Annotated in this window: 21 protein-coding genes; 13 read left to right on the plus strand and 8 right to left on the minus strand. The window is 74.0% G+C overall.

Annotated features, from left to right (window positions below; genetic code table 11):
• Positions 1 to 382 precede the first annotated feature (382 nt).
• Complete coding sequence (locus ACFIF2_RS30665; RefSeq protein ID WP_395576520.1) at positions 383 to 1,228, minus strand: siderophore-interacting protein; 846 nt, start codon at positions 1,226 to 1,228, stop codon at positions 383 to 385.
• A gap of 177 nt (positions 1,229 to 1,405) precedes the next feature.
• Positions 1,406 to 2,335, minus strand: a complete 930-nt coding sequence (locus ACFIF2_RS30670) for a 5'-3' exonuclease H3TH domain-containing protein (RefSeq protein WP_395576579.1) — start codon at positions 2,333 to 2,335, stop codon at positions 1,406 to 1,408.
• 217 nt (positions 2,336 to 2,552) lie between these two features.
• Here ACFIF2_RS30670 and ACFIF2_RS30675 point away from each other — a divergent pair, with 217 nt between their 5' ends.
• From ACFIF2_RS30675 to ACFIF2_RS30690, 4 genes are all read left to right on the plus strand, one after another.
• Positions 2,553 to 3,641 carry a glycine betaine/L-proline ABC transporter ATP-binding protein gene (locus tag ACFIF2_RS30675; protein WP_395576521.1) on the plus strand — a complete coding sequence of 363 codons (1,089 nt, stop codon included), beginning with the start codon at positions 2,553 to 2,555 and terminating at the stop codon, positions 3,639 to 3,641.
• A complete protein-coding gene (locus tag ACFIF2_RS30680) occupies positions 3,634 to 6,249 on the plus strand; it encodes an ABC transporter permease/substrate binding protein (RefSeq protein WP_395576522.1) in 2,616 nt (871 codons plus the stop codon). Before ACFIF2_RS30675 ends, ACFIF2_RS30680 begins: the two co-directional genes overlap by 8 nt.
• A 439-nt stretch (positions 6,250 to 6,688) precedes the next feature.
• Positions 6,689 to 7,258, plus strand: coding sequence for a helix-turn-helix domain-containing protein (locus ACFIF2_RS30685; protein ID WP_395576523.1), 570 nt, complete (start codon positions 6,689 to 6,691; stop codon positions 7,256 to 7,258).
• 24 nt (positions 7,259 to 7,282) lie between these two features.
• The gene (locus ACFIF2_RS30690) at positions 7,283 to 8,008 is read left to right on the plus strand and encodes a helical backbone metal receptor (protein ID WP_395576524.1); all 726 of its coding nucleotides are present in this window, start codon (positions 7,283 to 7,285) and stop codon (positions 8,006 to 8,008) included.
• Here the strand turns inward: ACFIF2_RS30690 and ACFIF2_RS30695 are convergent.
• On the minus strand, positions 7,935 to 9,098 hold the full coding sequence (locus ACFIF2_RS30695) for a TDT family transporter (RefSeq protein ID WP_395576525.1): 1,164 nt from the start codon (positions 9,096 to 9,098) through the stop codon (positions 7,935 to 7,937). The two genes, ACFIF2_RS30690 and ACFIF2_RS30695, sit on opposite strands and share 74 nt — an antisense overlap.
• A 70-nt stretch (positions 9,099 to 9,168) precedes the next feature.
• Between ACFIF2_RS30695 and ACFIF2_RS30700 the strand changes: the two genes are divergently transcribed.
• Positions 9,169 to 10,110, plus strand: coding sequence for a LysR family transcriptional regulator (locus ACFIF2_RS30700; protein ID WP_395576526.1), 942 nt, complete (start codon positions 9,169 to 9,171; stop codon positions 10,108 to 10,110).
• Here the strand turns inward: ACFIF2_RS30700 and ACFIF2_RS30705 are convergent.
• Together ACFIF2_RS30705 and ACFIF2_RS30710 are read right to left on the minus strand one after the other, a co-directional pair.
• Complete coding sequence (locus ACFIF2_RS30705) at positions 10,093 to 10,827, minus strand: gamma-glutamyl-gamma-aminobutyrate hydrolase family protein (RefSeq protein WP_395576527.1); 735 nt, start codon at positions 10,825 to 10,827, stop codon at positions 10,093 to 10,095. The two genes, ACFIF2_RS30700 and ACFIF2_RS30705, sit on opposite strands and share 18 nt — an antisense overlap.
• An 82-nt stretch (positions 10,828 to 10,909) precedes the next feature.
• Positions 10,910 to 11,692 carry a FadR/GntR family transcriptional regulator gene (locus ACFIF2_RS30710; protein ID WP_395576528.1) on the minus strand — a complete coding sequence of 261 codons (783 nt, stop codon included), beginning with the start codon at positions 11,690 to 11,692 and terminating at the stop codon, positions 10,910 to 10,912.
• Between the two features lie 73 nt (positions 11,693 to 11,765).
• Here ACFIF2_RS30710 and ACFIF2_RS30715 point away from each other — a divergent pair, with 73 nt between their 5' ends.
• From ACFIF2_RS30715 to ACFIF2_RS30730, 4 genes are read left to right on the plus strand one after another with little or no spacing between them, the layout of a single operon-like run.
• Entirely contained in the window at positions 11,766 to 13,130 is a 1,365-nt protein-coding gene (locus ACFIF2_RS30715; protein ID WP_395576529.1) for a glutamine synthetase family protein, read from the plus strand.
• An 8-nt stretch (positions 13,131 to 13,138) separates the two neighbouring features.
• Positions 13,139 to 14,506, plus strand: a complete 1,368-nt coding sequence (locus ACFIF2_RS30720; RefSeq protein ID WP_395576530.1) for an aldehyde dehydrogenase family protein — start codon at positions 13,139 to 13,141, stop codon at positions 14,504 to 14,506.
• A 30-nt stretch (positions 14,507 to 14,536) separates the two neighbouring features.
• The gene (locus ACFIF2_RS30725; protein ID WP_395576531.1) at positions 14,537 to 15,319 is read left to right on the plus strand and encodes a 3-oxoacyl-ACP reductase; all 783 of its coding nucleotides are present in this window, start codon (positions 14,537 to 14,539) and stop codon (positions 15,317 to 15,319) included.
• A gap of 37 nt (positions 15,320 to 15,356) precedes the next feature.
• Positions 15,357 to 16,322: a DUF2510 domain-containing protein gene (locus ACFIF2_RS30730; RefSeq protein WP_395576580.1), complete on the plus strand. Its 966-nt coding sequence runs from the start codon at positions 15,357 to 15,359 to the stop codon at positions 16,320 to 16,322.
• A 19-nt stretch (positions 16,323 to 16,341) separates the two neighbouring features.
• Here ACFIF2_RS30730 and ACFIF2_RS30735 read toward each other — a convergent pair whose 3' ends face one another.
• A complete protein-coding gene (locus ACFIF2_RS30735) occupies positions 16,342 to 17,544 on the minus strand; it encodes an amino acid deaminase/aldolase (RefSeq protein ID WP_395576532.1) in 1,203 nt (400 codons plus the stop codon).
• A 500-nt stretch (positions 17,545 to 18,044) separates the two neighbouring features.
• Here ACFIF2_RS30735 and ACFIF2_RS30740 point away from each other — a divergent pair, with 500 nt between their 5' ends.
• Positions 18,045 to 19,889 carry a hypothetical protein gene (locus ACFIF2_RS30740; protein WP_395576533.1) on the plus strand — a complete coding sequence of 615 codons (1,845 nt, stop codon included), beginning with the start codon at positions 18,045 to 18,047 and terminating at the stop codon, positions 19,887 to 19,889.
• Positions 19,886 to 21,064, plus strand: coding sequence for a type VII secretion-associated serine protease mycosin (gene mycP / locus ACFIF2_RS30745; RefSeq protein ID WP_395576534.1), 1,179 nt, complete (start codon positions 19,886 to 19,888; stop codon positions 21,062 to 21,064). The genes ACFIF2_RS30740 and mycP overlap by 4 nt, the downstream gene beginning before the upstream one ends.
• On the opposite strand, the gene ACFIF2_RS30750 is transcribed toward mycP, so the two are convergent.
• Positions 21,049 to 21,882 (minus strand): hypothetical protein, encoded by an 834-nt coding sequence (locus ACFIF2_RS30750; RefSeq protein WP_395576581.1) that lies wholly within the window; start codon positions 21,880 to 21,882, stop codon positions 21,049 to 21,051. The genes mycP and ACFIF2_RS30750 overlap by 16 nt on opposite strands.
• A 65-nt stretch (positions 21,883 to 21,947) precedes the next feature.
• Here ACFIF2_RS30750 and ACFIF2_RS30755 point away from each other — a divergent pair, with 65 nt between their 5' ends.
• Positions 21,948 to 22,679: an SseB family protein gene (locus tag ACFIF2_RS30755; RefSeq protein WP_395576535.1), complete on the plus strand. Its 732-nt coding sequence runs from the start codon at positions 21,948 to 21,950 to the stop codon at positions 22,677 to 22,679.
• 10 nt (positions 22,680 to 22,689) lie between these two features.
• Here ACFIF2_RS30755 and ACFIF2_RS30760 read toward each other — a convergent pair whose 3' ends face one another.
• Complete coding sequence (locus tag ACFIF2_RS30760) at positions 22,690 to 23,046, minus strand: DUF1844 domain-containing protein (RefSeq protein WP_055416031.1); 357 nt, start codon at positions 23,044 to 23,046, stop codon at positions 22,690 to 22,692.
• A 384-nt stretch (positions 23,047 to 23,430) separates the two neighbouring features.
• Between ACFIF2_RS30760 and infC the strand changes: the two genes are divergently transcribed.
• Positions 23,431 to 24,096: a translation initiation factor IF-3 gene (gene infC / locus ACFIF2_RS30765; protein WP_395576582.1), complete on the plus strand. Its 666-nt coding sequence runs from the start codon at positions 23,431 to 23,433 to the stop codon at positions 24,094 to 24,096.
• Positions 24,097 to 24,159 lie beyond the last annotated feature (63 nt).

Genomic DNA, 24,159 nt, shown 5'->3' on the forward strand with positions numbered 1-24,159 from the left:
TAGGGCTGACGGGATGTCCGGGGCGGACTGGGTGCGTGGGGCCGTCGGATGTGCAGGGCCAGCTGCACGTGCGGGGTGGGCCGGAGGCGCGGGGCCGTCGGGTGTGTAGGGCCGACTGCACGTGCGGGACGGACCGGGTGTGTGGGTCGTCGGATGTGCAGGGCCAGCGCGCACCTGCGGGGCTGACCGGATGCACGGGTCGCCCGGCGCTTAGGGCCGACAGGACGTCCGGGGCGGCCGGATACGCGGGGTCGCCTGACGCGCACGGCGGACTGGACGCGCACGGCGGACTGGACGCGCAGCGCAGACCGGACGGACAACGCCCGGCCAGACGGACAACGCCAGCCCCAGCGGGCGGCGCCCGCCGTGGGCCGGTGCCGTGTCATGCGGCCGGGGCGGCGCCCTCCTGCTCGGCCTCGACGCGCGCGTTCCACTCCCGCTTCGACGCCTGCCAGCCGTCCTCGTTGTGGCCGAGGCGCCAGTAGCCGGAGATGGACAGGTCCTCGCGGGGGATCTCCCGCTCCACCCGCAGCAGCTTGCGCAGCTCCTTCACGCAGGCCGCCTCGCCGTGCACGAAGGCGTGCACCCGGCCCTCGGGGAAGTCCAGCGCGCGCACGGCCTCGACCAGGGCCCGGCCCACCGGACGGGCGCCGCGGTGCAGCCAGACGACCTCCACGTCGGAGTCGATCTTCTGCTCCTCCTGAGGGCCGTCGACCTCGATGAAGGCGAAGGCGCGGGCACCGTGGGGCAGCGCCTCCAGGGACCGGGCGATCGCGGGCAGCGCGCTCTCGTCACCGGCGAGCAGGTGCCAGTCGGCGTCGGGGTCGGGGGCGTAGGCGCCGCCGGGGCCCATGAAGCGGACGACCTCGCCCGGCCGGACGCGCCTGGCCCAGGGGCCGGCCAGCCCCTCGTCGCCGTGGATCACGAAGTCCAGCGTCAGCTCGCGGTGCTCGGCGTCCCACTGCCGCACCGTGTACGTCCGGGTCACCGGCCACTGGTCGCGGGGGAACTCCTCGCGGATCCGCTCCATGTCGAAGGGCTCCGGATACGTGACGCCCTCGGCGGGGAAGAGCAGCTTCACGTAGTGGTCGGTGCAGGTGTCCGCCGGCAGGCCGGCGAGTCCCTCGCCGCCGAGGACCACGCGCTGCATGTGCGGGGTCAGCCGCTCGGTGCGGACGACGTGGGCGGTGCGCGGCGTGCGCGGCTGGCGTCCCGGACGGTCTGCCATGACGGCCTCCCTGCTCCCTGCGTGAGGGCTCCCTGACTTAGGTTTACCTAAGTTAGCATCCCCGCCTCACTTGTCACGTCCTGGCGGGATGCTCCGCGAACCCCCGCGCAGAGTACGGTTTCCCAGCCGGAGGGCGCCGATTCACCGCGCGGGTGCGGACCGCGCGGCGGCCCGGACTCAGGTCGTGAGCGTCGCCAGCAGTCGCTGGAGCGAACCGCCCAGCCCCCAGCGCGCCGCCAGCTCCTCCAGTGCCGCGGGGTCGCGCGGGGCGCGCGGCAGCGTCGTATCGACGTTCGGCAGCGGGACGTCGTCGGCGACCCGGACGACCTTGGGCGCGACGGCGAGGTAGGCCCGGGCCTCGGTGAGCCGCTTGCGCTGCGAGGGCGTGAGCCTCGCCCTCGGGTCGTCGACCGCGGCCAGGATCCCGGCCAGGTCCCCGAACTCGGCGAGCAGCTTGGCCGCCGTCTTCTCGCCGATGCCCGCCACCCCCGGCAGGCCGTCGCTCGGGTCGCCCCGCAGCAGCGCCAGGTCGGCGTACCCGCGGCCGTCCACGCCGTACTTCTCGCGCAGCGCGGCCTCGTCGGTGAGGGCGAGGGTGCCGACGCCCTTGAGCGGGTACAGCACGCGCACACCGCGTGCGTCGTCGACCAGCTGGTACAGGTCCCGGTCGCCGGTGACGATGTCGACGGGGCCCTTCGCCCGCGCGGTGTACGTGCCGATCACGTCGTCGGCCTCGTACTCCGGCACGCCGACGCGGGCGATGCCGAGCGCGTCGAGGACGGCCTCGATGACCGGTACCTGCGGCGAGAGCGTGTCGGGCACCTCCTCGGTGTCCGGGCCCGCCGGGCTCTCCTCGGCGACGCGGTGCGCCTTGTAGGTGGGGATCAGCTCCACCCGCCAGTGCGGGCGCCAGTCGGCGTCCATGCAGGCGACGAGATGATCGGGCCGGTGGTCCTTGACCAGCCGGTCGATGAAGTCGAGGAGCCCGCGCACGGCGTTCACCGGCGTGCCGTCGGGCGCCTTCACGGAGTCCGGCACGCCGAAGTAGGCGCGGAAGTAGAGGGAGGCGGTGTCGAGGAGCATCAGTCGTCCGGTCACGCCTCGCATCATGCCGCAGGGCGTGTGGCCGAGCGGTGGAGGACGTGTGAACTGGGTCACTCATATGTTTGGGTCGAGGGCATCAGGGCAGGTGCGCTCCCGGGCCGAAGCTGGTTGATGCATTCAACTGTTAGCGAGTCTTCGTATCGACGATTCCTCGCTCGACGAGTCTGCGCATGAGCGAGTTTCCACGCCCCTGCCCCTGCCCCCGATCCAAGAGGTAAGCGTGTCAGCCAGGCTAGAGGCCGAGAACCTGTACAAGGTCTTCGGCAGAAAACCGGACCAGGCGGTCCAGCGACTGCGCCAGGGAACCGACCGGGAGGAACTGCGGGCCGACGGCACCACGGCCGCCGTCATCGACGCCTCCTTCACCGTGGAGCCCGGCGAGATCTTCGTCGTCATGGGGCTGTCCGGGTCCGGCAAGTCCACGCTGCTGCGCATGCTCAACGGGCTGCTGGAGCCGACCGCCGGGCACGTCCGCTTCGGCGGCCAGGACCTCACCGAGATCGGTGAACGACAGCTGCGCGACGTCCGCTCCAAGAAGATCAGCATGGTCTTCCAGCACTTCGCGCTCTTCCCCCACCGCAGCGTCCGTGACAACGCTGCCTACGGTCTCGAAGTGCAGGGCGTGCCCCGCGCCGAGCGCGAACGCCGCGCCGACGAGGCGCTCGCCCTGTGCGGCCTGGCCGGCTGGGAGAAGTCCTGGCCCGACGAGCTGTCCGGCGGTATGCAGCAGCGCGTCGGCCTCGCCCGCGCGCTCGCCACCGACGCCGACCTGCTGCTGATGGACGAGTCCTTCAGCGCCCTCGACCCGCTGATCCGCCGCGACATGCAGGACCAGCTGCTCGAACTGCAGAAGACCCTGAAGAAGACCATCGTCTTCATCACCCACGACCTCAACGAGGCCATGCGCCTGGGCGACCGCATCGCCGTCATGCGGGACGGCCGGATCGTGCAGATAGGCACCGCGCAGGACATCCTGATCCGTCCTGCCAACGAGTACGTCGCCTCCTTCACCCAGGACGTCGACCGCTCGCGCGTCCTCACCGCCCGCGCCGTCATGGAGACGGAACTGCGCGGCGACGAGGCCGACTGCACGTGCGAGACGGCGACGCCCGAGACGCCGTTCACCGAGCTGTGCGCGATCAGCGCGCGCGTGCCGCACGCCGTCGCGGTCCTCGACGGCGACGGCGACCTCGTGGGCGTGGTCCCCTCCCGCCGCCTCGTCGGCTTCCTCGGTGACGAGCAGGCCGACGCCGGCACCTGCGACTCCCCGCGGGACAAGGGCCCGGAGAAGGTGATGGCCCGTGCCTAGGATTCCGCTCGGCGACTGGGTCAACGAGGCCGTCGACTGGCTGCTCGCCCATGTCGCGTGGCTCTTCGACTTCCTCAAGACCATCTTCACCGGCACCTACGACGGCATCAACGCCGTCCTCCAGGCGCCCGAACCGCTCCTGCTCGTCGGCATCTTCGCGGTCATCGCCTTCTGGCTGCGCGGCACGCTCGCCGGTGTTCTCACCTTCCTCGGATTCGCGTTCATCGTCTCCATGGAACTGTGGGAGAACGCGATGATCACCTTGTCGCTGGTGCTCGTCGCGACCATCATCGCCCTGGTCGTCGCGGTGCCCGTGGGCATCTGGGCCGCCCGCTCCGACCGGGTCAGCGGCATCGTCCGGCCGGTGCTGGACTTCATGCAGACGCTGCCCGCGATGATCTACCTCATCCCGGCGATCCTGTTCTTCGGCACCGGTGCCTCCGCGGGCATCGTCGCCACCCTGATCTTCGCGCTGGCCCCGGGCGTGCGCATGACCGAGCTGGGCATCCGCCAGGTCGACAAGGAGCTGGTCGAGGCCGCCGAGGCCTTCGGCACCACCCCCCGCAACACCCTGCTGCGCGTCCAGCTCCCGCTGGCGCTGCCGACGGTGATGGCGGGCGTCAACCAGGTCATCATGCTCGGCCTGTCCATGGCCGCGATCGCCGGCATGGTCGGCACCGGCGGCCTCGGCGGCGACGTCAACGAGGCCATCGGCCAGCTCAACGTCGGCCTCGGCTCCGAGTCCGGTGTCGCCATCGTGATCCTCGCGATCTACCTGGACCGCATGACCAGCGCCCTGGGCACCCAGGTCTCGCCGCTCGGCCGGCGGGCCGCCGCCAAGGCCCGTGCCGCGAGCGGCCTGAAGATCTGGTCCTACCGGCCGCGTCCGCAGGTCGCCGTGATCGGCGTCGTGATCCTGGCCCTGGTGGCCGGCGGCATGGGCATGTTCGGCGGCTCGGGCGACTCCGAGACCGTCGCCGGCGGCAAGAACGTCGGCCAGGGCAAGAAGGTCACCCTCGGCTACGTCCCGTGGGACGAGGGCGTCGCCTCCACCTTCCTGTGGAAGGAGATCCTCGAACAGCGCGGTTACGAGGTGGAGGCCAAGCAGTTCGACGCCGGGCCGCTCTACACCTCCCTGGCCCAGGGCGACATCGACATCGTCACCAACTCCTGGCTGCCGACCACCCACGAGCAGTACTGGAAGAAGTACGGCGACCGGCTCGACGACCTCGGCTCCTGGTACGACGAGACGTCGCTGGAGCTGACCGTCCCGGCGTACATGAAGGATGTCAACACGCTGGCGGACCTCAAGGGGAAGGCCGGCCTCTTCGGCGGGAAGATCACCGGCATCGAGTCCAGCGCCGGTGAGATGGCCCTGCTGAAGGACAAGGTCACCAAGGCGTACGGCCTCGACGAGGAGTACAAGGTCGTCGACAGCTCCACCCCGGCGATGCTGGCCGAGCTGAAGCGGGCCATGAGCAAGAAGGAACCGATCGTCGTCACGCTCTGGTCCCCGCACTGGGCGTACAACGACCTCGACCTGAAGAAGCTCAAGGACCCCAAGGGCGCCTGGGGCGAGGGCGACGGCGTGCACACGCTGTCCCGCAAGGGCTTCGCCGGCGACGACCCCACGGCCGCCAAGTGGATGAAGGACTTCACGCTCGACGAGAAGCAGCTCACCAGCCTGGAAGCCGAGATCAACAAGGCCGGCAAGGGCAAGCAGCAGGACGCCGTCCGCACCTGGCTGAAGAGCAACCCGGGTCTGGTGGACAAGCTCGCCCCGGTCGAGGGCGGCGCCGGTTCCACCCCGCCCGAGGCGAAGCGGGCCCTGGACGTGGCCTGGTTCCCCTGGGAGGAGGACGTCGCCGTCACCTACCTGTGGAAGAACGTCCTGGAGCGTCGCGGCTACAAGATGAACCTGAAGCAGATGGACGTCGGCCCGGTCTACACCGGCCTGGCCTCCGGCGACCTCGACCTCAACTTCGACGCCTGGTTGCCCCACGCCCAGAAGAACTACTGGGAGAAGAACAAGGACAACCTCACCGACCTCGGCACCTGGTACGAGCCGACCTCCCTGGAGATCGCCGTCCCCTCGTACGTGAAGGACGTCAAGTCCCTCGCGGACCTCAAGGGCAAGGCCGGCCTCTTCGACGGGAAGATCATCGGCATCGAGCCCGGCACCGGTGAGATGCAGCTCGCCAAGAACGAGGTGCTGCCGGCCTACGGCCTGGAGGACGAGTACGAGGTCGTGGACGGCTCCACCCCGGCGATGCTGGCCGAGCTGAAGCGCGCCTACGCCAAGAAGGAGCCGGTCGCGGTCACCCTGTGGTCCCCGCACTGGGCGTACAGCGACTACGAGCTGACCAAGCTGAAGGACCCGAAGAAGGCCTTCGGCGAGGGCAACACGATCCGCACCATCTCCAGCAAGAAGTTCCCCGAGCAGTACCCGCGGCTCACCGAGTGGATCAAGGGCTTCCACATGACCGAGGACGAGCTCGGCACCCTGGAGGCCGAGATCAAGGACCGCGGGCAGGGGCACGAGGAGGAAGCCGTGGCCGCGTGGCTCGAGGAGCACCCGGACATGGTCGGCCGGATGACCCCGCAGTAGCACCACCGTACGATCGCCGCGCGACCGCACGGCACCGGTACCGCACCGCCGTACCGGCCACCCCTCGGCCGTGTCCGCCGTGTCCTCGCGCCGGCCTCCGGACCCGGGCCGGGACACGGTCCCGGGCACGGTAAGGATTTGGCCAACCACGGAGCGCCAACCCCGCGCCTGAGCCTCGTTCCAAGGTGCGCGAGAGGCTGGTGGGAACATGGAGAGATGTCGGATCCTTGAACCGGTAAGGCGTCCGGCACGTCGGACGGGCGGGCCGCGCGGTGGCGAGAACTGTGAGATCGCGGCCACCGCACCGTGACATCGATGTGACGGCCGCATGAAACGGTTTGCCGAACATGCGTAGGGTGCAGAGAACTCAACAGGACGCCGGCGCCCCGACCGGGGCACCGCAACGGTACGACGACGGGTGAAGGAGGGAGCCGGAGCGATGGGCGACCACAAAGATCAGCCCCTCCGGGTGGGCGCTGCCGTACGGCGGCGGCGCCGGGGCCTCGACCTCACCCTCGCCGTGGTGTCCGAGCGCAGCGGCCTGTCCGTGCCCTTCCTGAGCCAGATCGAGAACGACCGGGCGCGGCCCAGCCAGAGCTCCCTGGAGAAGGTGGCCGACGCCCTGCGCACCACCGCCGTGGAGCTGCTCGCCGCCGCCGACCCCGCGTGCAGCGTCGACGTGGTCCGCGCCGAGGACCCCGAACCCGGGTTCGCGCCCAGGGTGCGCTCACTGGTCCGCGGGCACCACCAGATGCACGCCTCGGAGTTCACCGGCGACCACGACGCCGGCCGCGAACTCCAGTACCGCAACGACCAGTTGATGTTCGTGGCCGAGGGCGCGGTGGAGATCGAGGCCGAGGGCCGCGCCTACCGGCTGGGGCGCGGTGACACGCTGTACCTGACCGGCGGGGTACGGCACCGCTGGCGGGCCACGGTGCCCGACACCCGCCTGATCGTGGTCGCCGTCGCCGAGCACATCGAGGCGGTCCGTGAAGGCCCTCGCCGGTGAGGACGACCTGGTGAGGACGTGCCGGTGAGGGTGGTCTCCCTGGTGCCGTCCCTGACGGAGGCCGTGGCCGCCACGGTTCCCGGCGTCCTCGTCGGCGCCACCGACTGGTGCACCCACCCGGCCGGCCTCGACGTCGTACGCGTCGGCGGCACGAAGAACCCGGGGACCGACCGCGTCCTCGCGCTCGCCCCCGACCTGGTGGTCGCCAACGAGGAGGAGAACCGCGCCCCGGACCTGGACGCCCTGCGCGCGGCGGGCGTGGAGGTGCTGGTGACCGAGGTGCGCACCGTGCCGCAGGCCCTCACCGAGCTGGACCGCGTGCTGACCGCCTGCGGCGCGCCGTCCAGGCCCCGGTGGCTGGACGAGGCGGAGGCCGCCTGGTCGTCCCTGCCGTCCCCGGCCCCCGGGCAGCGCCGTACGGCCGTGGTGCCGATCTGGCGCCGGCCCTGGATGGTGCTGGGCCGCGACACCTTCGCCGGCGACGTACTGGCCCGCCTCGGGATCGACCACGTCCACGCCTCCCACGCCGAGCGCTACCCGAAGGTCCCGGTCGAGGAACTGCGGGCGGCCCGCCCGGACCTCGTGGTCCTCCCCGACGAGCCGTACCGCTTCACCGCCGACGACGGCCCGGAGGCCTTCCCGGGCCTGCCCTGCGCCCTCGTCGACGGGCGGTACCTCACCTGGTACGGGCCGTCGCTGGCCGCGGCGCCCCGGGTGCTGGGCGCGGCCCTGCGAGCAGCGCGCCGCTGACCAGGCCGCGCGCGGTCTGCACGGCGGCGACGGCCCAGGCGGTGACGAGGACGGCGTACAGGACGACGGTGAGCCCGTCGTAGGCGGCGAGCCCGGTGTGCCGGGCCAGCGCCTCGGCGCCGGTGACGCAGGTCCCCACCGGGAAGGTGAACGACCACCAGGTCATCGAGAAGCCCATGCCCGCGCGCCGGGCCCGCACGACGTGCGCGGCGGCGAGGCACAGCCACATCAGGGCGAAGCCCATCACGGGGACGCCGTACAGGACGGCCAGCACCCCGAACCCCTCGGCGTACGGCCCCGGGACGGCCCCGGGCGCCACCTCGGCGAACTTCCCCACCGCGGTCGTCGACTGCCCGAGCGGGCCCAGCACCAGGAACAGCGACGGCGTGAGCGCGAGCGGCAGCGGACCGCCGGTGAGCAGCCGTCCGAAGATCACCGGGAGGGTCACCAGCGTCGCGAGCAGACTCACCCCGAACATCGCCACGCAGGCCAGCAGCAGCGTCTCGCGGGGCTGCCCCGGCGGGAGGTGCGGGACCAGCAGCGGCCCCACGGCCGCGGACACCATCGGCGCGACCAGCGGCAGCAGCCACACGGGACTGGCCTGACCGGGCTCTATCCGGTGCCGTACGGCCATCAGGTACGGCACGGCGACCGCCGACACGAGTCCGACGGCCGTGCCGGCGGTGAACAGCACGGCGGCCAGGGCGACCGCGGCCGGGGTGCCGGTCCAGTCCCGCCCGACGGTCAGGGCACCGCCGGCGACGGCCAGCAGGGCCATCGCCGGACAGCCGTAGAACGGGGCCGCCGCCGCGTCCAGCAGTTGTGCGCGGGCCTGGTCGCGGTGGTGGAGCCAGTGCAGGGACCGGGCCACCAGCAGCACCGCCAGCAGGACGAGGGACAGCGCCCAGACCGCGGTGCAGGCGGTGCGCAGCCCGGGCACGTGCCCCGGGAGCCCGGCCCCCGCCGTACCGACGACGGCGGTGCCCATGACGCAGGCGTACCAGTTCGGTCCGAGATGACGGACGGACGGCACGCGCCGGGCCGGGACGGCGGCGGGCACGGGGGACAGGGGCTGGGCGGCGGTGACCATGTCCCCACGGTCCCGTGGGCGAAAGCCCCTGACCAGGGAGCATGTCCCTATGAGGGCATAAGCTGTGGTTATGAGCAGTGCGGAGCGGGCGGGTACTGAAAGGGTCGGTACGGAGCGGGCGGGGTCGTTGGCGCACCGGGTACCGGATCTCGGGGCCCTGGAACTGCTCCTGGCCGTGGCGCGCCTGGGCAGTCTCGGCGGGGCGGCGCGTGAGCTGGGCATCACCCAGCCGGCCGCCAGCAGCCGCGTCCGCTCGATGGAACGCCAGCTGGGGGTCGCCCTGGTGGACCGCTCGCCGCGCGGCTCCCGGCTCACCGACGCCGGGGCGCTGGTCACGGACTGGGCGCGCCGGGTCGTGGAGGCGGCCGAGGCGTTCGACGCGGGCGCGCAGGCGCTGCGGGACCGGCGGGACTCACGGCTGCGGGTGGCGGCCAGCATGACGATCGCCGAGTACCTGCTGCCGGGCTGGCTGGTCGCCCTGCGGGCCCAGCTGCCGGACACCGCGGTCTCGCTGCTGGCCGGCAACTCCGCGGCGGTGGCCGAGCGGCTGCTGTCGGGCGAGGCCGACCTGGGCTTCGTGGAGGGGGTCAGCGTCCCGGCCGGCCTGGACTCCGCCGTCATCGCGCACGACCGGCTGATCGTGGTGGCGGCGCCCGGTCACCCGTGGGCCCGGCGCCGGCGCCCGCTCGCGGCGGCGGAGCTGGCGGCGACCCCGCTGATCCTGCGGGAGAAGGGCTCGGGCACCCGGCAGGTCCTGGACGCGGCCCTGGGCGGCCTGGCCCGGCCGCTGATCGAACTGTCGTCGACCACCGCGGTGAAGGCGGCGGCGGTGAGCGGCGCCGGCCCCTCCGTACTCAGCGAACTCGCCGTCGGCGAGGAGCTGACGACCCGCCGCCTGGTGCGCGTGCCGGTGGCGGACGTCGCCCTGGCCCGCGACCTGCGCGCGGTCTGGCCCACGGGCCACCGGCCCACGGGGCCGGCCCGGCAGCTGCTGTCACTGACGCGGGCGTAGGACTGCCGGCGGGGTGCGCCGGGGCGCCCCCGCCCGCGCCGCGTCCACCAGTGCCCGCATCACCCGTACGTCCTCGTCCATCTCCGGGTGCCACTGCACGCCGAGGACCCAGCCGGGGCCCTGAGGCAGTTCGAGGGCCTCCACCGTGCCGTCCGCCGCGTGGGCCGACGCGACCAGGCCCGTGCCGAGCCGGTCCACCGCCTGGTGGTGGTACGTCGGCACGAACGTCTCCTCGGGCACCACACCCGCGTACAACGACCCCGGTACCGGCTTGACCGGGTGGCCGCCGAAGACGCCCACCACCTCGGCGTGGCCCTCGATGTGCTGGACGAGGGTGCCGCCCAGGGCGACGTTGAGCAACTGCATGCCCCGGCAGACGCCCAGCAGCGGCACGCGCGCGGCCAGGGCCGCCTCGATCAGCGCCAGCTCCCAGGTGTCCCGGGCCCGCGCGGGCGGGCCGGTGCGCGGGCCGGGCTCGGCGCCGTAGCGGACCGGTTCCACGTCCGGGCCGCCCGCGATGACCAGCCCGTCGAGGCGGGCGACGGTGGCGGCGGCGTGCTCCGGCGCGTCCGGCGGGAGCATCGCGGCCAGTCCGCCCGCGCGCTGCACGAGCCGCGGATACCCGGCCGGCAGCAGCGCCGCCTCCAGCTCCCAGACACCCCAGCGCGCCCCGGGCTCCAGGTACGTACTGACGCCGATCAGCGGCCTGCCCGCCATCCGCCCTCCCGCGACCTTCCCTCAATGGACCGTCCCCATACCTTTGCCGCAGCACGGTCCCACGGCAAGACGCCACCCGCGCTCACGTCAGGAACCCGCGCAGCAGCGCGGCCGTTCCCGCGCAGTGCTCCCGGGCGATCTCCCGCGCCCCGTCCGCGTCCCGGTCGAGCACGGCCTCCACCAGGGCGCCGTGCTGCCGCTGGGAGTGCTCCAGGTTGCGCACCAGCAGCGGAATGCAGTCCAGCAGGTCGTTCAGGGTCGCCCGGACGGCCGCGTACTGCCCGGCCAGCGCGGGGGAGCCGCACAGCTCCGCGAGCGTGAGGTGGAGCCGGGTGTCCAGCCGCCGGTACTCGGCCAGCGGCGCGTCCCGGGTGGCCGCCAGTGCCTCGCGCAGCCGAGCCGCCCGCGCGTCCGTCAGCCCGTGCGCGGCGCACAGCCCGGCCGCCCCCGACTCCAGCACCTCCCGGAAGCGCAGGACGTCCTCGATGTCGACCCCGGCGACCCGGCGCCGCAGCTCGCCTTGACCGCCCGCGTCCGCGCGCGGCAGCACGAACGTTCCGCCGTACCGCCCGCGCCGCGCCTGGACCAGCCCTTGGTCCTGGAGCACCCGTAGCACCTCGCGCAGCGTCACCCGGCTGATGCCCAGCCGCTCCGCCAGTTCCCGCTCGGCCGGCAGCCGCTCGCCCCCGGCCACCAGGCCCAGCCGGACCACCTGGAGGATCTGCTCCAGCGCCTCCTCGAAGCCGTTGCCCGCCCGCACCGGCCGCAGCACCGGCGCGAGCCGGTCCGTCACGCTCCCGCCGACCCGCCCGGGCGCGCCCCCGCCGGCCCGCCCCGTCGCGCTCCCGCCGGTTTCCTCCGGCATGCGGCCGCGCCCCCTTCCCAACCAATGGTTCCCGGCAATACCTTATGGCTCCCGGCCAGAAGGAGGCCCTCCCGTGCCCGACCGCACACCCCCGCTCGGGGTCGAGGAACTGCACGCGCTCGTCGCCGCCGGTGACCTTGACACCGTCGTCCTGGCCTTCCCCGACATGCAGGGGCGCCTCCAGGGCAAGCGGTTCGCCGCGCGCTTCTTCCTCGACGAGGTCCTGCGACACGGCACCGAGGGCTGCAACTACCTCCTCGCCGTCGACGCCGACATGAACACCGTCGACGGCTACGCCATGTCCTCCTGGGACCGCGGCTACGGCGACTTCGCGATGCACGCCGACATGTCCACCCTGCGCCGCCTGCCGTGGAACGAGGGCACCGCGATGGTCGTCGCCGACCTCGCCTGGGAGGACGGCTCCCCGGTGCCCGCCGCGCCCCGCCAGATCCTGCGCCGCCAGCTGGAGCGCCTCGCCGGACACGGGTACACGGCCCAGGCCGGCACCGAGCTGGAGTTCATCGTCTTCCGCGACACCTACGAACAGGCCTGGGACGCGAACTACCGCGGCCTGACCCCGGCCAACCAGTACAACATCGACTACTCGGTCCTCGGCACCGGCCGCGTCGAGCCGCTGCTGCGCCGCATCCGCAACGAGATGGCGGGCGCCGGCCTCAGCGTCGAGTCCGCCAAGGGCGAGTGCAACCCCGGCCAGCACGAGATCGTCTTCCGCTACGACGAGGCCCTGGTCACCTGTGACCAGCACGCGGTCTACAAGACGGGCGCCAAGGAGATCGCCGCCCAGGAGGGCATGTCCCTCACCTTCATGGCCAAGTACGACGAGCGCGAGGGCAACTCCTGCCACATCCACCTCTCCCTGGCCGACGCCGACGGCAACAGCGCCATGGCCGGCGACCGGGAAGGCGGCATGTCCGACGTCATGCGGCACTTCCTCGCCGGGCAACTGGTGGCGCTGCGCGAGTTCTCGCTCCTGTACGCCCCCCACATCAACTCGTACAAGCGCTTCCAGCCCGGCTCCTTCGCGCCGACCGCCGTCGCCTGGGGCCGCGACAACCGCACCTGCGCCCTGCGCGTCGTCGGCCACGGCCGTTCCCTGCGCTTCGAGAACCGGCTCCCCGGCGGCGACGTCAACCCGTACCTCGCGGTGGCCGGCATGGTCGCGGCCGGTCTGCACGGCGTCGAGCAGCGCCTGGAGCTGCCCGAACCCTGCACGGGCAACGCCTACACCGCCGGCTACGAACACGTCCCCACCACCCTGCGCGAGGCCGCCGAACTCTGGGAGAACAGCGCCCTCGCCAAGGCCGCCTTCGGCGACGAGGTCGTCGCCCACTACCGCAACATGGCGCGCGTGGAGGTCGACGCCTACGACGCCGCCGTCACCGACTGGGAACTGCGCCGCTCCTTCGAACGCATGTGAGGCACCGGTTGTCCGACGCACTGGTCGTACTGAACCCCGCCACCGAAGAGGTCCTCGCCACCGCCCCCGCCGCCTCCGCGGCCGACGTCGACGCCGCCGTGGGCCGGGCCGCCCGGGCGCAGACCACCTGGGCCGCCCTCGCCCCCGGCGACCGGGCCCGGCTGCTGCGCCGGTTCGCCGCGCTCGTCGACGAGCACCTCGAGGAGCTGGCCCGGCTGGAGGTCGCTCAGGCCGGGCACACCCTCGGCAACGCCCGCTGGGAGGCCGGTAACGTCCGGGACCTCCTCGACTACGCCGCCGGGGGAGTGGAGCGGCTCACCGGACGCCAGATCCCGGTCGCCGGCGGCCTGGACGTGACCATCCTCGAACCCCTCGGCGTGGTCGGCGTCATCGCGCCCTGGAACTTCCCGATGCCGATCGCGGCCTGGGGCACCGCGCCGGCGCTCGCGGCGGGCAACGCGGTCCTCCTCAAGCCCGCCGAGACGACTCCGCTGACCGCGCTGCGCCTGGCCGAACTCGCCCTGGCCGCCGGTCTCCCCGAGGGCCTGTTCCAGGTGCTGCCCGGACACGGACCCCTCGCCGGGAACGCGCTCGTCGAACACCCGGGCGTCGCGAAGATCGTCTTCACGGGCTCGACGGCGGTCGGCCGGCAGGTGGCGGCCAAGGGTGCGGCCCTCCTCAAGCCCGTCACCCTCGAACTCGGCGGCAAGAGCCCCAACATCGTCTTCGCCGACGCCGACATCGAGGCCGCCGCGGCCGCCACACCGATGTCCTTCCTCGACAACTCCGGCCAGGACTGCTGCGCCCGCACCCGCATCCTCGTCCAGCGCACGGTGTACGACCGCTTCCTCGCCCTGCTGGCCCCCGCGATCGAGTCCGTCCGCGTCGGCGACCCGGCCGACGAGAGCACCGACATGGGCCCGCTGATCTCCCGCGCCCAACTGGACCGCGTCCGCTCCTACGTCCCCGCCGACGCCGACGGCATCCGCGGCAAGGCCCCCGAGGGCGGCCCCGGCTTCTGGTTCCCGCCGACCGTCCTCACCGGGGTCGACGCCCGCGCGCGCGTGGCCGTCGAGGAGGTCTTCGGCCCCGTCGCCGTCGTCCTGCCCTTCGAGGACGAGGCCGACGCGATCCGCCTGGCCGACGCCACCGACTACGGCCTGTCCGGCTCGCTGTGGACCCGGGACGTCGGCCGCGCCCTGCGCGTGTCCCAGGCGGTCCGCGCGGGCAACCTGTCGGTCAACTCCCACTCCAGCGTCCGCTACTGGACACCGTTCGGCGGGTTCAAGCAGTCCGGCCTCGGCCGCGAACTGGGCCCGGACGCGCTGACCGCCTTCACCGAGACCAAGAACGTCTTCATCAGCACCGTCCCGTAACGTCCCGTCGCACACGGAGGACCCCGCACAGTGAGCGAAGACATCGTCTGCCGCAGGCTCGTCGGCCGCACCGCCGTCGTCACCGGAGCCGGCAGCGGCATCGGCCTCGCCTCGGTGCGCCGCCTGGCCGCCGAGGGCGCGCACGTCGTCTGCGGCGACGTGGACGAGGCACGGGGCAAGGCGGCCGCCGAGGAGACCGGCGGGACCTTCGTCAAGGCCGACGTCACCGACCCCGGGCAGGTCGAGGCGCTGTTCGCGGCGGCGCACGACACCTACGGCAGCGTGGACGTCGCCTTCAACAACGCCGGCATCTCACCGCCCGACGACGACTCCATCCTGGAGACCGGCCTGGAGGCGTGGAAGCGTGTCCAGGAGGTCAACCTCACCTCCGTCTACCTGTGCTGCAAGGCCGCCCTGCCCTACATGCGGCGCCAGGGCCGGGGCTCCATCATCAACACCGCGTCCTTCGTGGCCCGGATGGGCGCGGCCACGTCGCAGATCTCGTACACCGCGTCCAAGGGCGGCGTCCTCGCCCTGTCCCGGGAACTGGGCGTGCAGTTCGCGCGGGAGGGCATCCGGGTCAACGCGCTGTGCCCGGGGCCGGTCAACACCCCGCTGCTCCAGGAACTGTTCGCCAAGGACCCGGAGCGGGCCGCGCGCCGCCTCGTCCACATTCCGCTCGGGCGATTCGCCGAGGCGCGGGAGATCGCCGCCGCCGTCGCCTTCCTGGCCAGCGACGACTCCTCCTTCGTCAACGCCACCGACTTCCTCGTGGACGGCGGGATCTCCGGGGCGTACGTCACACCGCTGTAGCAGGCCGGGGGCGGCGTCCTACAGTGCCGGGATGAGCATGACGCCGCCGCCCGGCTGGTACCCCGATCCGTCGGCCCCGCACCAGGAACGCTGGTGGGACGGTACGGCCTGGACGGAGCACCGGCGCGCGCCCGGGACCACCGGCTACGGAGCACCCCCGCCCCCTCACCAGCCCGCCCAGCCCCAGCGGCAACCGCACCCCCACCCCCAGCCGCTCCAGCAAGGCGGTGGCGGGCGCGGCCGGGCCGTGGCCCTCACCACCGCCGCGGCCGTACTGGTCGCCGCGGTCGTCGCCGGCGTCCTCGTCCTGGGCCAGGACGAGGACGGCCCGCAGGCCCGGACCCCGCCGGCCACCGCGACCTCCGGCGCCCCGGCGCCGACGAGCACACCCCCGGCCCCCTCCCCCTCGCCCTCCGCCTCCTCCGCCGGCGGCCCGGCCGTGGTCGAGGACCAGCTGAACGGCATCACCTTCCCGCTGCCGACGGGCTGGGTCCTGCCCGAGTACGTCACCGAGGACGACGTCATGATGACCACGGACGGCACCTACGACTGCCCCGGCGACGGGGGCGTGTGCCGACACGGTCTCGTCATCTCCCGCACCGTCACGGCGAACACCGAGTCCTCCCCGAAGGCCCTGGCCGAACAGGACATCGAGGACGCGGCCGACGACGCCTACGACCGCGACCTGATCGGCAACAAGCCCTTCGGCGGCATCGAGTCCCACGAGGAGGTGGCGGCCGGACCGGTGGCGGTCGCCGGACGCGCCGGGTACTACGTGCGCTGGCGGGTGACGACCGCCAAGGGCCCCGGCGGTCACGTCCAGTCGATGGTGTTCCCCTCCACCGTCGGCACCGAGTCCCCGATCCTCGTCCGCTACGTCTTCGACGCCGGTGCGGACGGACCGCCGCTCGCCGACATGGACAGGATCACCAAGGGCATACGGCCCGTCGGCGACGCGGACACGGGCGGCGGAGTGGGCAGCGGCATCGGCCCGTCCGCCTGACCGCGCCGGACCGGCCCGCCTACAGGAAGGTGTGCCCCTCGCCCCGGTACGTCGGCACCGTCGCCGTCACCGCGTCCCCCTCCACCAGGTGCAGCGCGTCGAACCGCTCGCACAGCTCACCGGCCTTGGCGTGCCGGAACCACACCTTGTCGCCGATGAGCAGGTCGTCGGCGGGGGAGCCGAGCAGCGGCGTCTGCACCTCGCCGGCGCCCTCCTGGGGGTCGTAGCGCAGCCCCTCGGGCAGGTACGGCACCGGCAGCCGGTCGGTGCCGGCCGCGCCGGAGGCCGGGTAGCCGCCGCCGAGGACGGTCACCACCCCGACCCCGGGACGCCGTACGACGGGCTGCGCGAAGAGCGCCGCGGGACGGCCCCGGAACGACGTGTAGTTGTCGAACAGCCGCGGCACGTACAGTCCGGACCCGGCGGCGATCTCCGTCACCGCGTCCTCCGCGGCGGTGTGCTGCACACTGCCCGTGCCGCCGCCGTTGACGAACTCCAGGCCGGGCACGACGGCCCGGACCGCCCGCACCACCGCGGCACGCCGCTCGGCGAGTTCCCGGCGGGCGGCGGCCTGCATCAGCCGCACGGCCCGCGACCGCAGCGGACGCCCCGCCACCGCGTCCCCGACACCGGCGACATGACCCTCGTACGCCATGATGCCGACGACCTCGAAGCCCTCGCGGCGGGTCACCGCGCGGGCCAGGTCGGCGACCTCGGCGGGGGAGTGCAGCGGGGAGCGCCGGGCTCCGACCCGCACGCGCCCGCCGAGCAGCCGCAGGGACGTGTCCAGCTCCAGGCAGACGCATACCGTCTCCCGGCCGCCGTCGCGGGCCGCGTCGATGAGGTCCAACTGGGCCGGATCGTCGACCATCACGGTCACGGCAGAGGCGAGCTTGGGGTCGGCGGCCAGCTCGGCGTACCGGGCGCGGTCCGCCGACGGGTAGGCGAGGAGCACGTCCTCGAAACCGGAGCGCGCCAGCCACAGGGACTCGGCCAGCGTGTACGACATGACACCGGCGAACCCGTCCCTGGCCAGGGTGCGTTCGAGCAGGGCCCGGCAGCGTACGGACTTGCTGGCGACCCGGATCGGCTTGCCGCCGGCCCGGCGGACCAGGTCGTCCGCGTTCGCGTCGAAGGCATCGAGGTCGACGATCGCGACGGGGGCGTCCAGATGGGCGGTGGCCCGGTCGTAACGGGCCCGGTCGGCGGCGCGAGCAGTCATGAACGCAGCCTGCCAGACAGGATTACCGCAGGGTAGGGGGACGTTCCGGGCCAATGCCACGGGCGCGCGGACTGGTTCCCCGCCGGGCGGGGTCACGCCGTAGAGTGACGCGCACGCACGGCGGCACGGCCCCCGGCGGCCGGGGCCCCGGGCTCCGCGCCGGGACGGTGGTCCGCCCGTGCGGGTATGCGTGCCCGGGACGGAGCGTTCCGCGCCGGGCCGGGGCAGGAGACCACATCACCGGCCCGCGCCGGAGAACGGCCCGGGCCCGAGGAAACGGGGGGTGCATGAGCACGGACGCACGCCGCCCCTCCTTCCCGCCGCACCCCCAGACCCCACCCACCTCGGAGCCCTCACCGCGCCCGGATGCCACCCCTCGCGGTCCGCAGGCCACCCCTCGCGGTCCGGATGCCACCCCTCGCGGTCCGGAGGCCCCACCGCCCCCGGCGACTCCGCCACGTCCCGACACCCCGCCGCGCCCCGGCAACCCGCCGCGTCCGGTGGCTCCGCCGCGCCCCGGTACCTCGCCGCGCCCGGAGACCCCGTCCGGCCTTGAGACCTCTCGCGGCTCGGAGACCCCGCCGCGCCCGGAGGCGGCTCGCGGCCCCGAGGCCCCCCGGAGCGTCGAGGGCGAGCGGGCTACCGGCGTCGCCCAGGGCACACGAAGCCACCAGGACCTCGGCACCCGCCAGGACTACGGCCCCCGCCAGGACACCGACACGGTCCAGGGCACCGGCACCCGGCAGGACCCCGGCATCGTCCAGGACTACGGCACCCGCCGGGACCCCGGCGCCGCCCAGGACCCCGGCACCCGCCAGGACCCCGGCACCCGCCAGGGCGGCGGCCCCGAGGTCCCCGGCGCCCGGCAGCCCTACCCGCGCTTCCGGCTGGACGACTCCGGGGAAGCCGACCCCGCGCCCCCGCCTCCCCGCGCATCCGCCCGTTTCCCCGACGCCCCGCCCACCGTCGGCCGCGAGGCCCCGGACGCGAGCGACGCGGCGCAGGCACACCGCCCGGCGCCCCCCGCGACCCCCGCACCCCACCGCCCCGCCGGCCCCGCGGAACCCCGGCGAGGCGCTACCGTGCCCGGCGCGTCGGCCCACCGTCCGGACCCCGCGCCCGCCGCTCGCGACCGGGCTCAGCGCGACGGCACCGCCCCGGGCACGTCGCCCCACCGTCCGGCAGGCGCTTCTCCCGGCGGACCCGGCGCTCATGCGGAGCCCCGGCACGGGGCCACCGCGTCGCGACCCGCGCGGCCGCGCTCAGCCGGGCCCGCGCCCCACCGCCCCGGCGCCCCCGCGGAGACCCCCTCCGAGACGACCAGGCGGCTCCGCCCGATCCCGGCGGAGCCGGAGCCGGCGGCGGAAGCGGAAGCAGCGCCCCCGGAGCGCCACCCCGCACCCCCACCGCGCCACACCGCCCCCGCACCGCGCCACACCGCACCCGCACCCGCCCCGGCCGGCGCCGGTACCCGGCCCGACCCCGCGCTGTCCTGGACCGTCCCGCCGGCCCCCGGCGACGGGCGGCCCCATGTGTCGTTGGGGGAGCCCGAGGGGTACGACGCGTTCGCCCGGCCGCGTCCGCTCGGCGGGCGGTCACGGCCGCAGGCCGTCGCGGCGGCCGTGTGCCTCGTGCTCGGGCTGGGACTCGTCACCGGCGCACTGACCGGCAGCTGGCTCGCGGGGGACTCCGGGGACGGTGGCGCGCGCAGCGCGTTCACCGAGGCCCGGGACCTGTGGCACAGCGTGCCCGTCGACCAGCTCTTCCCGCCCACCGTGCGGGGCCGGGGCGCCGGCCCCGGCGGCGCCGACCGCACCTGGACGCGGGTCGCGGTCGCCCCCGACGGCGACTGCGCGGGCGCCTTCGACCCGCTCCTCGCCAAGGCCCTCGACCCGCTCGGCTGCCGCCGCCTGCTGCGCGCCACCTACGCCGACGCCACCCGCAGCCACGTCACCACCGTCGGCCTGCTCTTCGCCAAGGCCGACGCCGCCGCGATGACATCGCTGGCCGGCCGGTTCGACAAGGAGGGCCTGGGCCGCCGCACCGACCTCATGCCCCTGCCGTACGCCGCGAAGGACACCGTCGCCGCCGGCTTCGGCGCGCCGCAGCGGGCCTCGTGGACCGTCTCCGTGCTCACCGACGCCCCCGTCGTCGTCTACGCCGTCTCCGGCTGGGCCGACGGCCGCACCGTCGACGAGCCCGAGCCCGCCGAGGAGGCCATGGAATCCGGCGCCGGCTCGGCCCCCGCCCAGGCCGGCCTCGGCCACGAGGCGCAGGGCCTCGCCGACCGCGTCGAACGTGCCCTGCGCAAGAACGTCGGCCCCGCCACGGAGCACCCCTCGTGAACGTCCCCACCCGCCGTGCAGGCGGCGCCCTCAGCCTGCTCCTCGCCGCCGCCCTCGTCCTCGTGCCGGCGCCCGCCGCCCACGCCGACGGCATCCGCGCCCAGCAGTGGGCCCTGGACGCCATGCACACCGACGAGGCGTGGCGGACCACCAAGGGCGCCGGCGTCACCGTCGCCGTCCTGGACACCGGCGTCGAGGCCGACCACCCGGACCTGGCCGGCAACGTCCTGGCCGGCAAGGACCTGGTCGGCTTCGGCGCGCGCGAGGGTGACCGCTCCTGGGCCCGGCACGGCACCGCCATGGCCGGGATCATCGCCGGTCACGGCCACGGGCCCGGCAACGCCGACGGCGTCATGGGCATCGCCCCGGAGGCGAGGATCCTGCCCCTGCGGGTGATCCTCGAGGACGGCGACCCCAGCCGTGCCAAGGCCCGCAAGACCCGCGGCAACGCGCTGGCCGAGGGCATCCGCTGGGCCGCCGACCACGGCGCCGACATCATCAACCTCTCCCTCGGCGACGACTCCGCCTCCGCCCACCCCGAACCCGCCGAGGACGAGGCCATCCAGTACGCCCTGAGGAAGGGCGTGGTCGTCGTCGCCTCCGCCGGGAACGGCGGCGAGAAGGGCGACCACATCTCCTACCCGGCCGCCTACCCGGGCGTCATCGCCGCCACCGCCGTCGACCGCTACGGCACCCGCGCCTCCTTCTCCACCCGCCGCTGGTACGCCACGGTCAGCGCCCCCGGCGTCGACGTGATCATCGCCGACCCCGACCACCGCTACTACGAGGGCTGGGGCACCAGCGCCGCCTCCGCCTTCGTCTCCGGCGCCGCCGCCCTGGTGAAGTCGGCCCACCCGGGCCTCACCCCCGCCCAGGTCAAGGGCCTGCTGGAGGACACGGCCCGCAACGCCCCCGTCGAGGGCCGCGACGACTCCCGCGGCCACGGCTTCGTCGACCCCGCGGCCGCCATCGAGGCGGCCGGACGCCTGAAGCCGGAGGGCCTGACGTCGGCGGCGTACGGCGAGAAGTACTTCGGCTCCGGCCCGGACGCCCCCGCCTCCGACGACCCCACCTCAGCCTGGGCCGCCCCCCTCGCCGGCGGCGCCGGCGGCGTCCTCGTGGTGGCGGCCGTCGTCCTGTGGCGGGGCCGCCGCGCACCCTACGACACGTTCTGACCGGGGCCGGCACCGTCCTCCCCGGCGAACACGGACACCGCCGCCCGCGCCGCCGCCTCGGTCAGCGCGATTCCCTCCGCCCGCGTCGCGCTGCCCCGCGACAGCACCGCCACCAGCCGGTCGCGCCCGCCCGAGGTGACCCGCCCGATGCTGTTGACCACCCACAGTCCGGTGGTGCCGCGCCGCAGCCAGCCGTTCTTCAGCGCCCATGCCGACCCGCCGCCGGTGCCGTCGGCCGCCGCCGACACCCCCCACCGCTGACCGGCGGCGATCCGCCCCATCAGCCCTCGCGCGTACGCCCGTGAGGCCGCGCTCAGTTCCGAGCCGTCGGCCACGAACACCTGCCGCAGCAGCGCGATCCGGTCGGCGGCGGTGGTCCGCGTCAGCCCCCACAGCCCGTCCTCGCCGCCCTCGGTGCGGGTGAGCCCGAAGCGCTCGTTCGCCGCGTCCAGCCCGTCCGCCGCCCCGATCGCCCGCCACAGGGCCGACGCCGAGTCGTTGTCGCTGTGCTCGATCATGGCGGCGGCGTACGCCTTCTCGGCCCCGGCCGGTGACCGGCCCGCGTCCTGCGCCCGGAGCAGCAGCGCGGCCAGGATGTCCACCTTGACGACGCTCGCCGTGTCGAACAGGCCCGTGCCGTACGCGGCGCCCGCGCCCGAGTCCGCGTCGAGCACCGCCACCGACACCTCGGCGCCGTCCGGTACGGTCACCGCCGCCATGGCCCCGGCCAGCACCGCGTCACGGTCCACGACCGGCTCCACCGGCTCCACCGTTCCCACCGATGCCTCCCCGCCCACGGACGCCTGGCCGGGGACGATACGGGTGAGAGATGCCTGAGAGGCGGATGAGGGCCGCCGTCCGCGCCCGGATAGGGTCGGGGACCGTGGCGAACAAGAACATCCCCGACTCCGCCTTCTCCGACGACGACGGCTCCGCCGACCCCCGGCTGAGCGCCGCGCTCGCCGCCTGGGCCGAGGACCGCACCGCCCTGGCGCCCGTACTGGAGGCGCTCAAGGGCGCCCGGCTGCTCGTACCCGTCGTGGCCGTCCTGGGCGAGGTCGAGGAGGACGAGAACGGGCTGCGCCGCGAGAAGACCAGCGACATGGCCGTCCCCACCCTCAAGGCCGGCGGACGCACCGCCCTGCCCGCCTTCACCTCCACCGGGTCGCTCGCCCGCTGGGACCCCGCCGCCCGCCCCGTCGCCGTCCCCGTGCACCAGGCGCTCCAGGCCGCCGCGCACGAGAAGGCGGACACGGTCGTACTGGACCTGGCCGGACCGGTGCCGTTCGAGCTGACCGGACCGGTCCTGCTGGCGCTGGCGGAGGGACGTACGACGACCGACCCCCTCGCCGACCCGGCCGTCACCGACGCCGTACGCGCCGCCGTGGCCGCCGAACCCGCCGTACTGCGGGCGCACCTCGGGCCGGGCCGCGCCGACGGCACGCTGGCGCTGCTCCTGGACCCCGGCGCCGACCCGGCGAAGGCCGCCCGCGCCGTCGCCGAGCGGCTGGCCGCCGACGAGACACTGAGGGCCCGCCTGGTGCGCGGCCTCGACCTGGCACTGCTGCCGGCCGGGGCGACGCCACCGGGCGAGCCCTTGTACGTGCGGGGATAGCGGGAGAGTCTCAGCCGTAGACCGGGCCGGTGTACTTCTCGCCCGGGCCCTGGCCCGGCTCGTCCGGGACCAGCGAGGCCTCGCGGAACGCCAGCTGGAGCGACTTCAGACCGTCGCGCAGCGGGGCCGCGTGGAACGAGCTGATCTCGGTCGCGGTCGCGTCGAGCAGACCGGCGAGCGCGTGCACCAGCTTGCGGGCCTCGTCCAGGTCCTTGTGCGCCTCGCCCTCCTCGGTCAGCCCCAGCTTCACGGCGGCGGCGCTCATCAGGTTGACGGCGACCGTCACGATCACCTCGACCGCCGGGACCTCGGCGATGTCGCGGGTCATGGCGTCGAAGTCGGGCGTCTCAGGAGGGGTGTCACTCATGCCGCACACGATAGGCGCAGGGCGGCGAGGTGCCCCACTCGGTCTCGGTTAGCCCTTCCCCCGCCGAGCTGCTAACCTTGTGTAACGACCGGTCGGACACGCGCGCCTCGCGGCTGCGGGCCCGGCCCACAAGTGGAGGCTTCGAACTCCCACCTGGCCGTCCTCAGGACGGCGGGTCACCGGTCAGGCGGTCCCGCCCAGCGGCGGCGACCAGCCCGAAATCGCGCCCCGCGGCCATCGCGGCGGTGCTCCGGTAGCAGTTCGAGGAGCCCCGCCTGTGATCGTCCGGGGCATTTTTGTTGCGCCGGCTCGGTCAGGTCTATCGAACACAGACGTTACGCGGCTGTCCGCCAGACCGTCGCGTGGTGCTACCGAGGAGGATCCATCAGCGCCGAGCCCCGCATCAACGACCGGATTCGCGTTCCCGAGGTGCGACTTGTCGGTCCCAGCGGCGAGCAGGTCGGGATTGTCCCGCTTGCCAAGGCCCTGGAGCTTGCGCAGGAGTACGACCTCGATCTCGTAGAGGTCGCGGCGAACGCCCGTCCGCCCGTGTGCAAGCTCATGGACTACGGGAAGTTCAAGTACGAGTCGGCCATGAAGGCCCGTGAGGCGCGCAAGAACCAGGCGCACACGGTCATCAAGGAGATGAAGCTCCGGCCGAAGATCGACCCGCACGACTATGACACCAAGAAGGGTCACGTCGTCCGGTTCCTCAAGCAGGGCGACAAGGTCAAGATCACGATCATGTTCCGTGGTCGCGAGCAGTCCCGGCCGGAGCTCGGCTACCGACTGCTGCAGCGTCTCGCGGAGGACGTGGCCGACCTCGGGTTCGTGGAGTCGAACCCGAAGCAGGACGGCCGAAACATGATCATGGTCCTCGGTCCGCACAAGAAGAAGACCGAGGCGATGGCCGAGGCTCGCCAGGCGCAGGAAGCCCGCAAGGCCGAGGCGAAGGCCAACCCCGGCCGTTCGATGAACGCCGCGGACCCCGACGCCGCCAACGCCGAGGGCCAGCCCGAAGCCCCGGCCGAGGCTTCCGCCGAGGCGTGACTCCGGGGGACGCCAGTCCCCAGGACGTAACCGATACAAGAGCGACGCTCCACCCGTGCCCGG

The organism is Streptomyces sp. BK79 (assembly GCF_044142145.1).
In the GTDB taxonomy this organism is placed as follows: domain Bacteria; phylum Actinomycetota; class Actinomycetes; order Streptomycetales; family Streptomycetaceae; genus Streptomyces.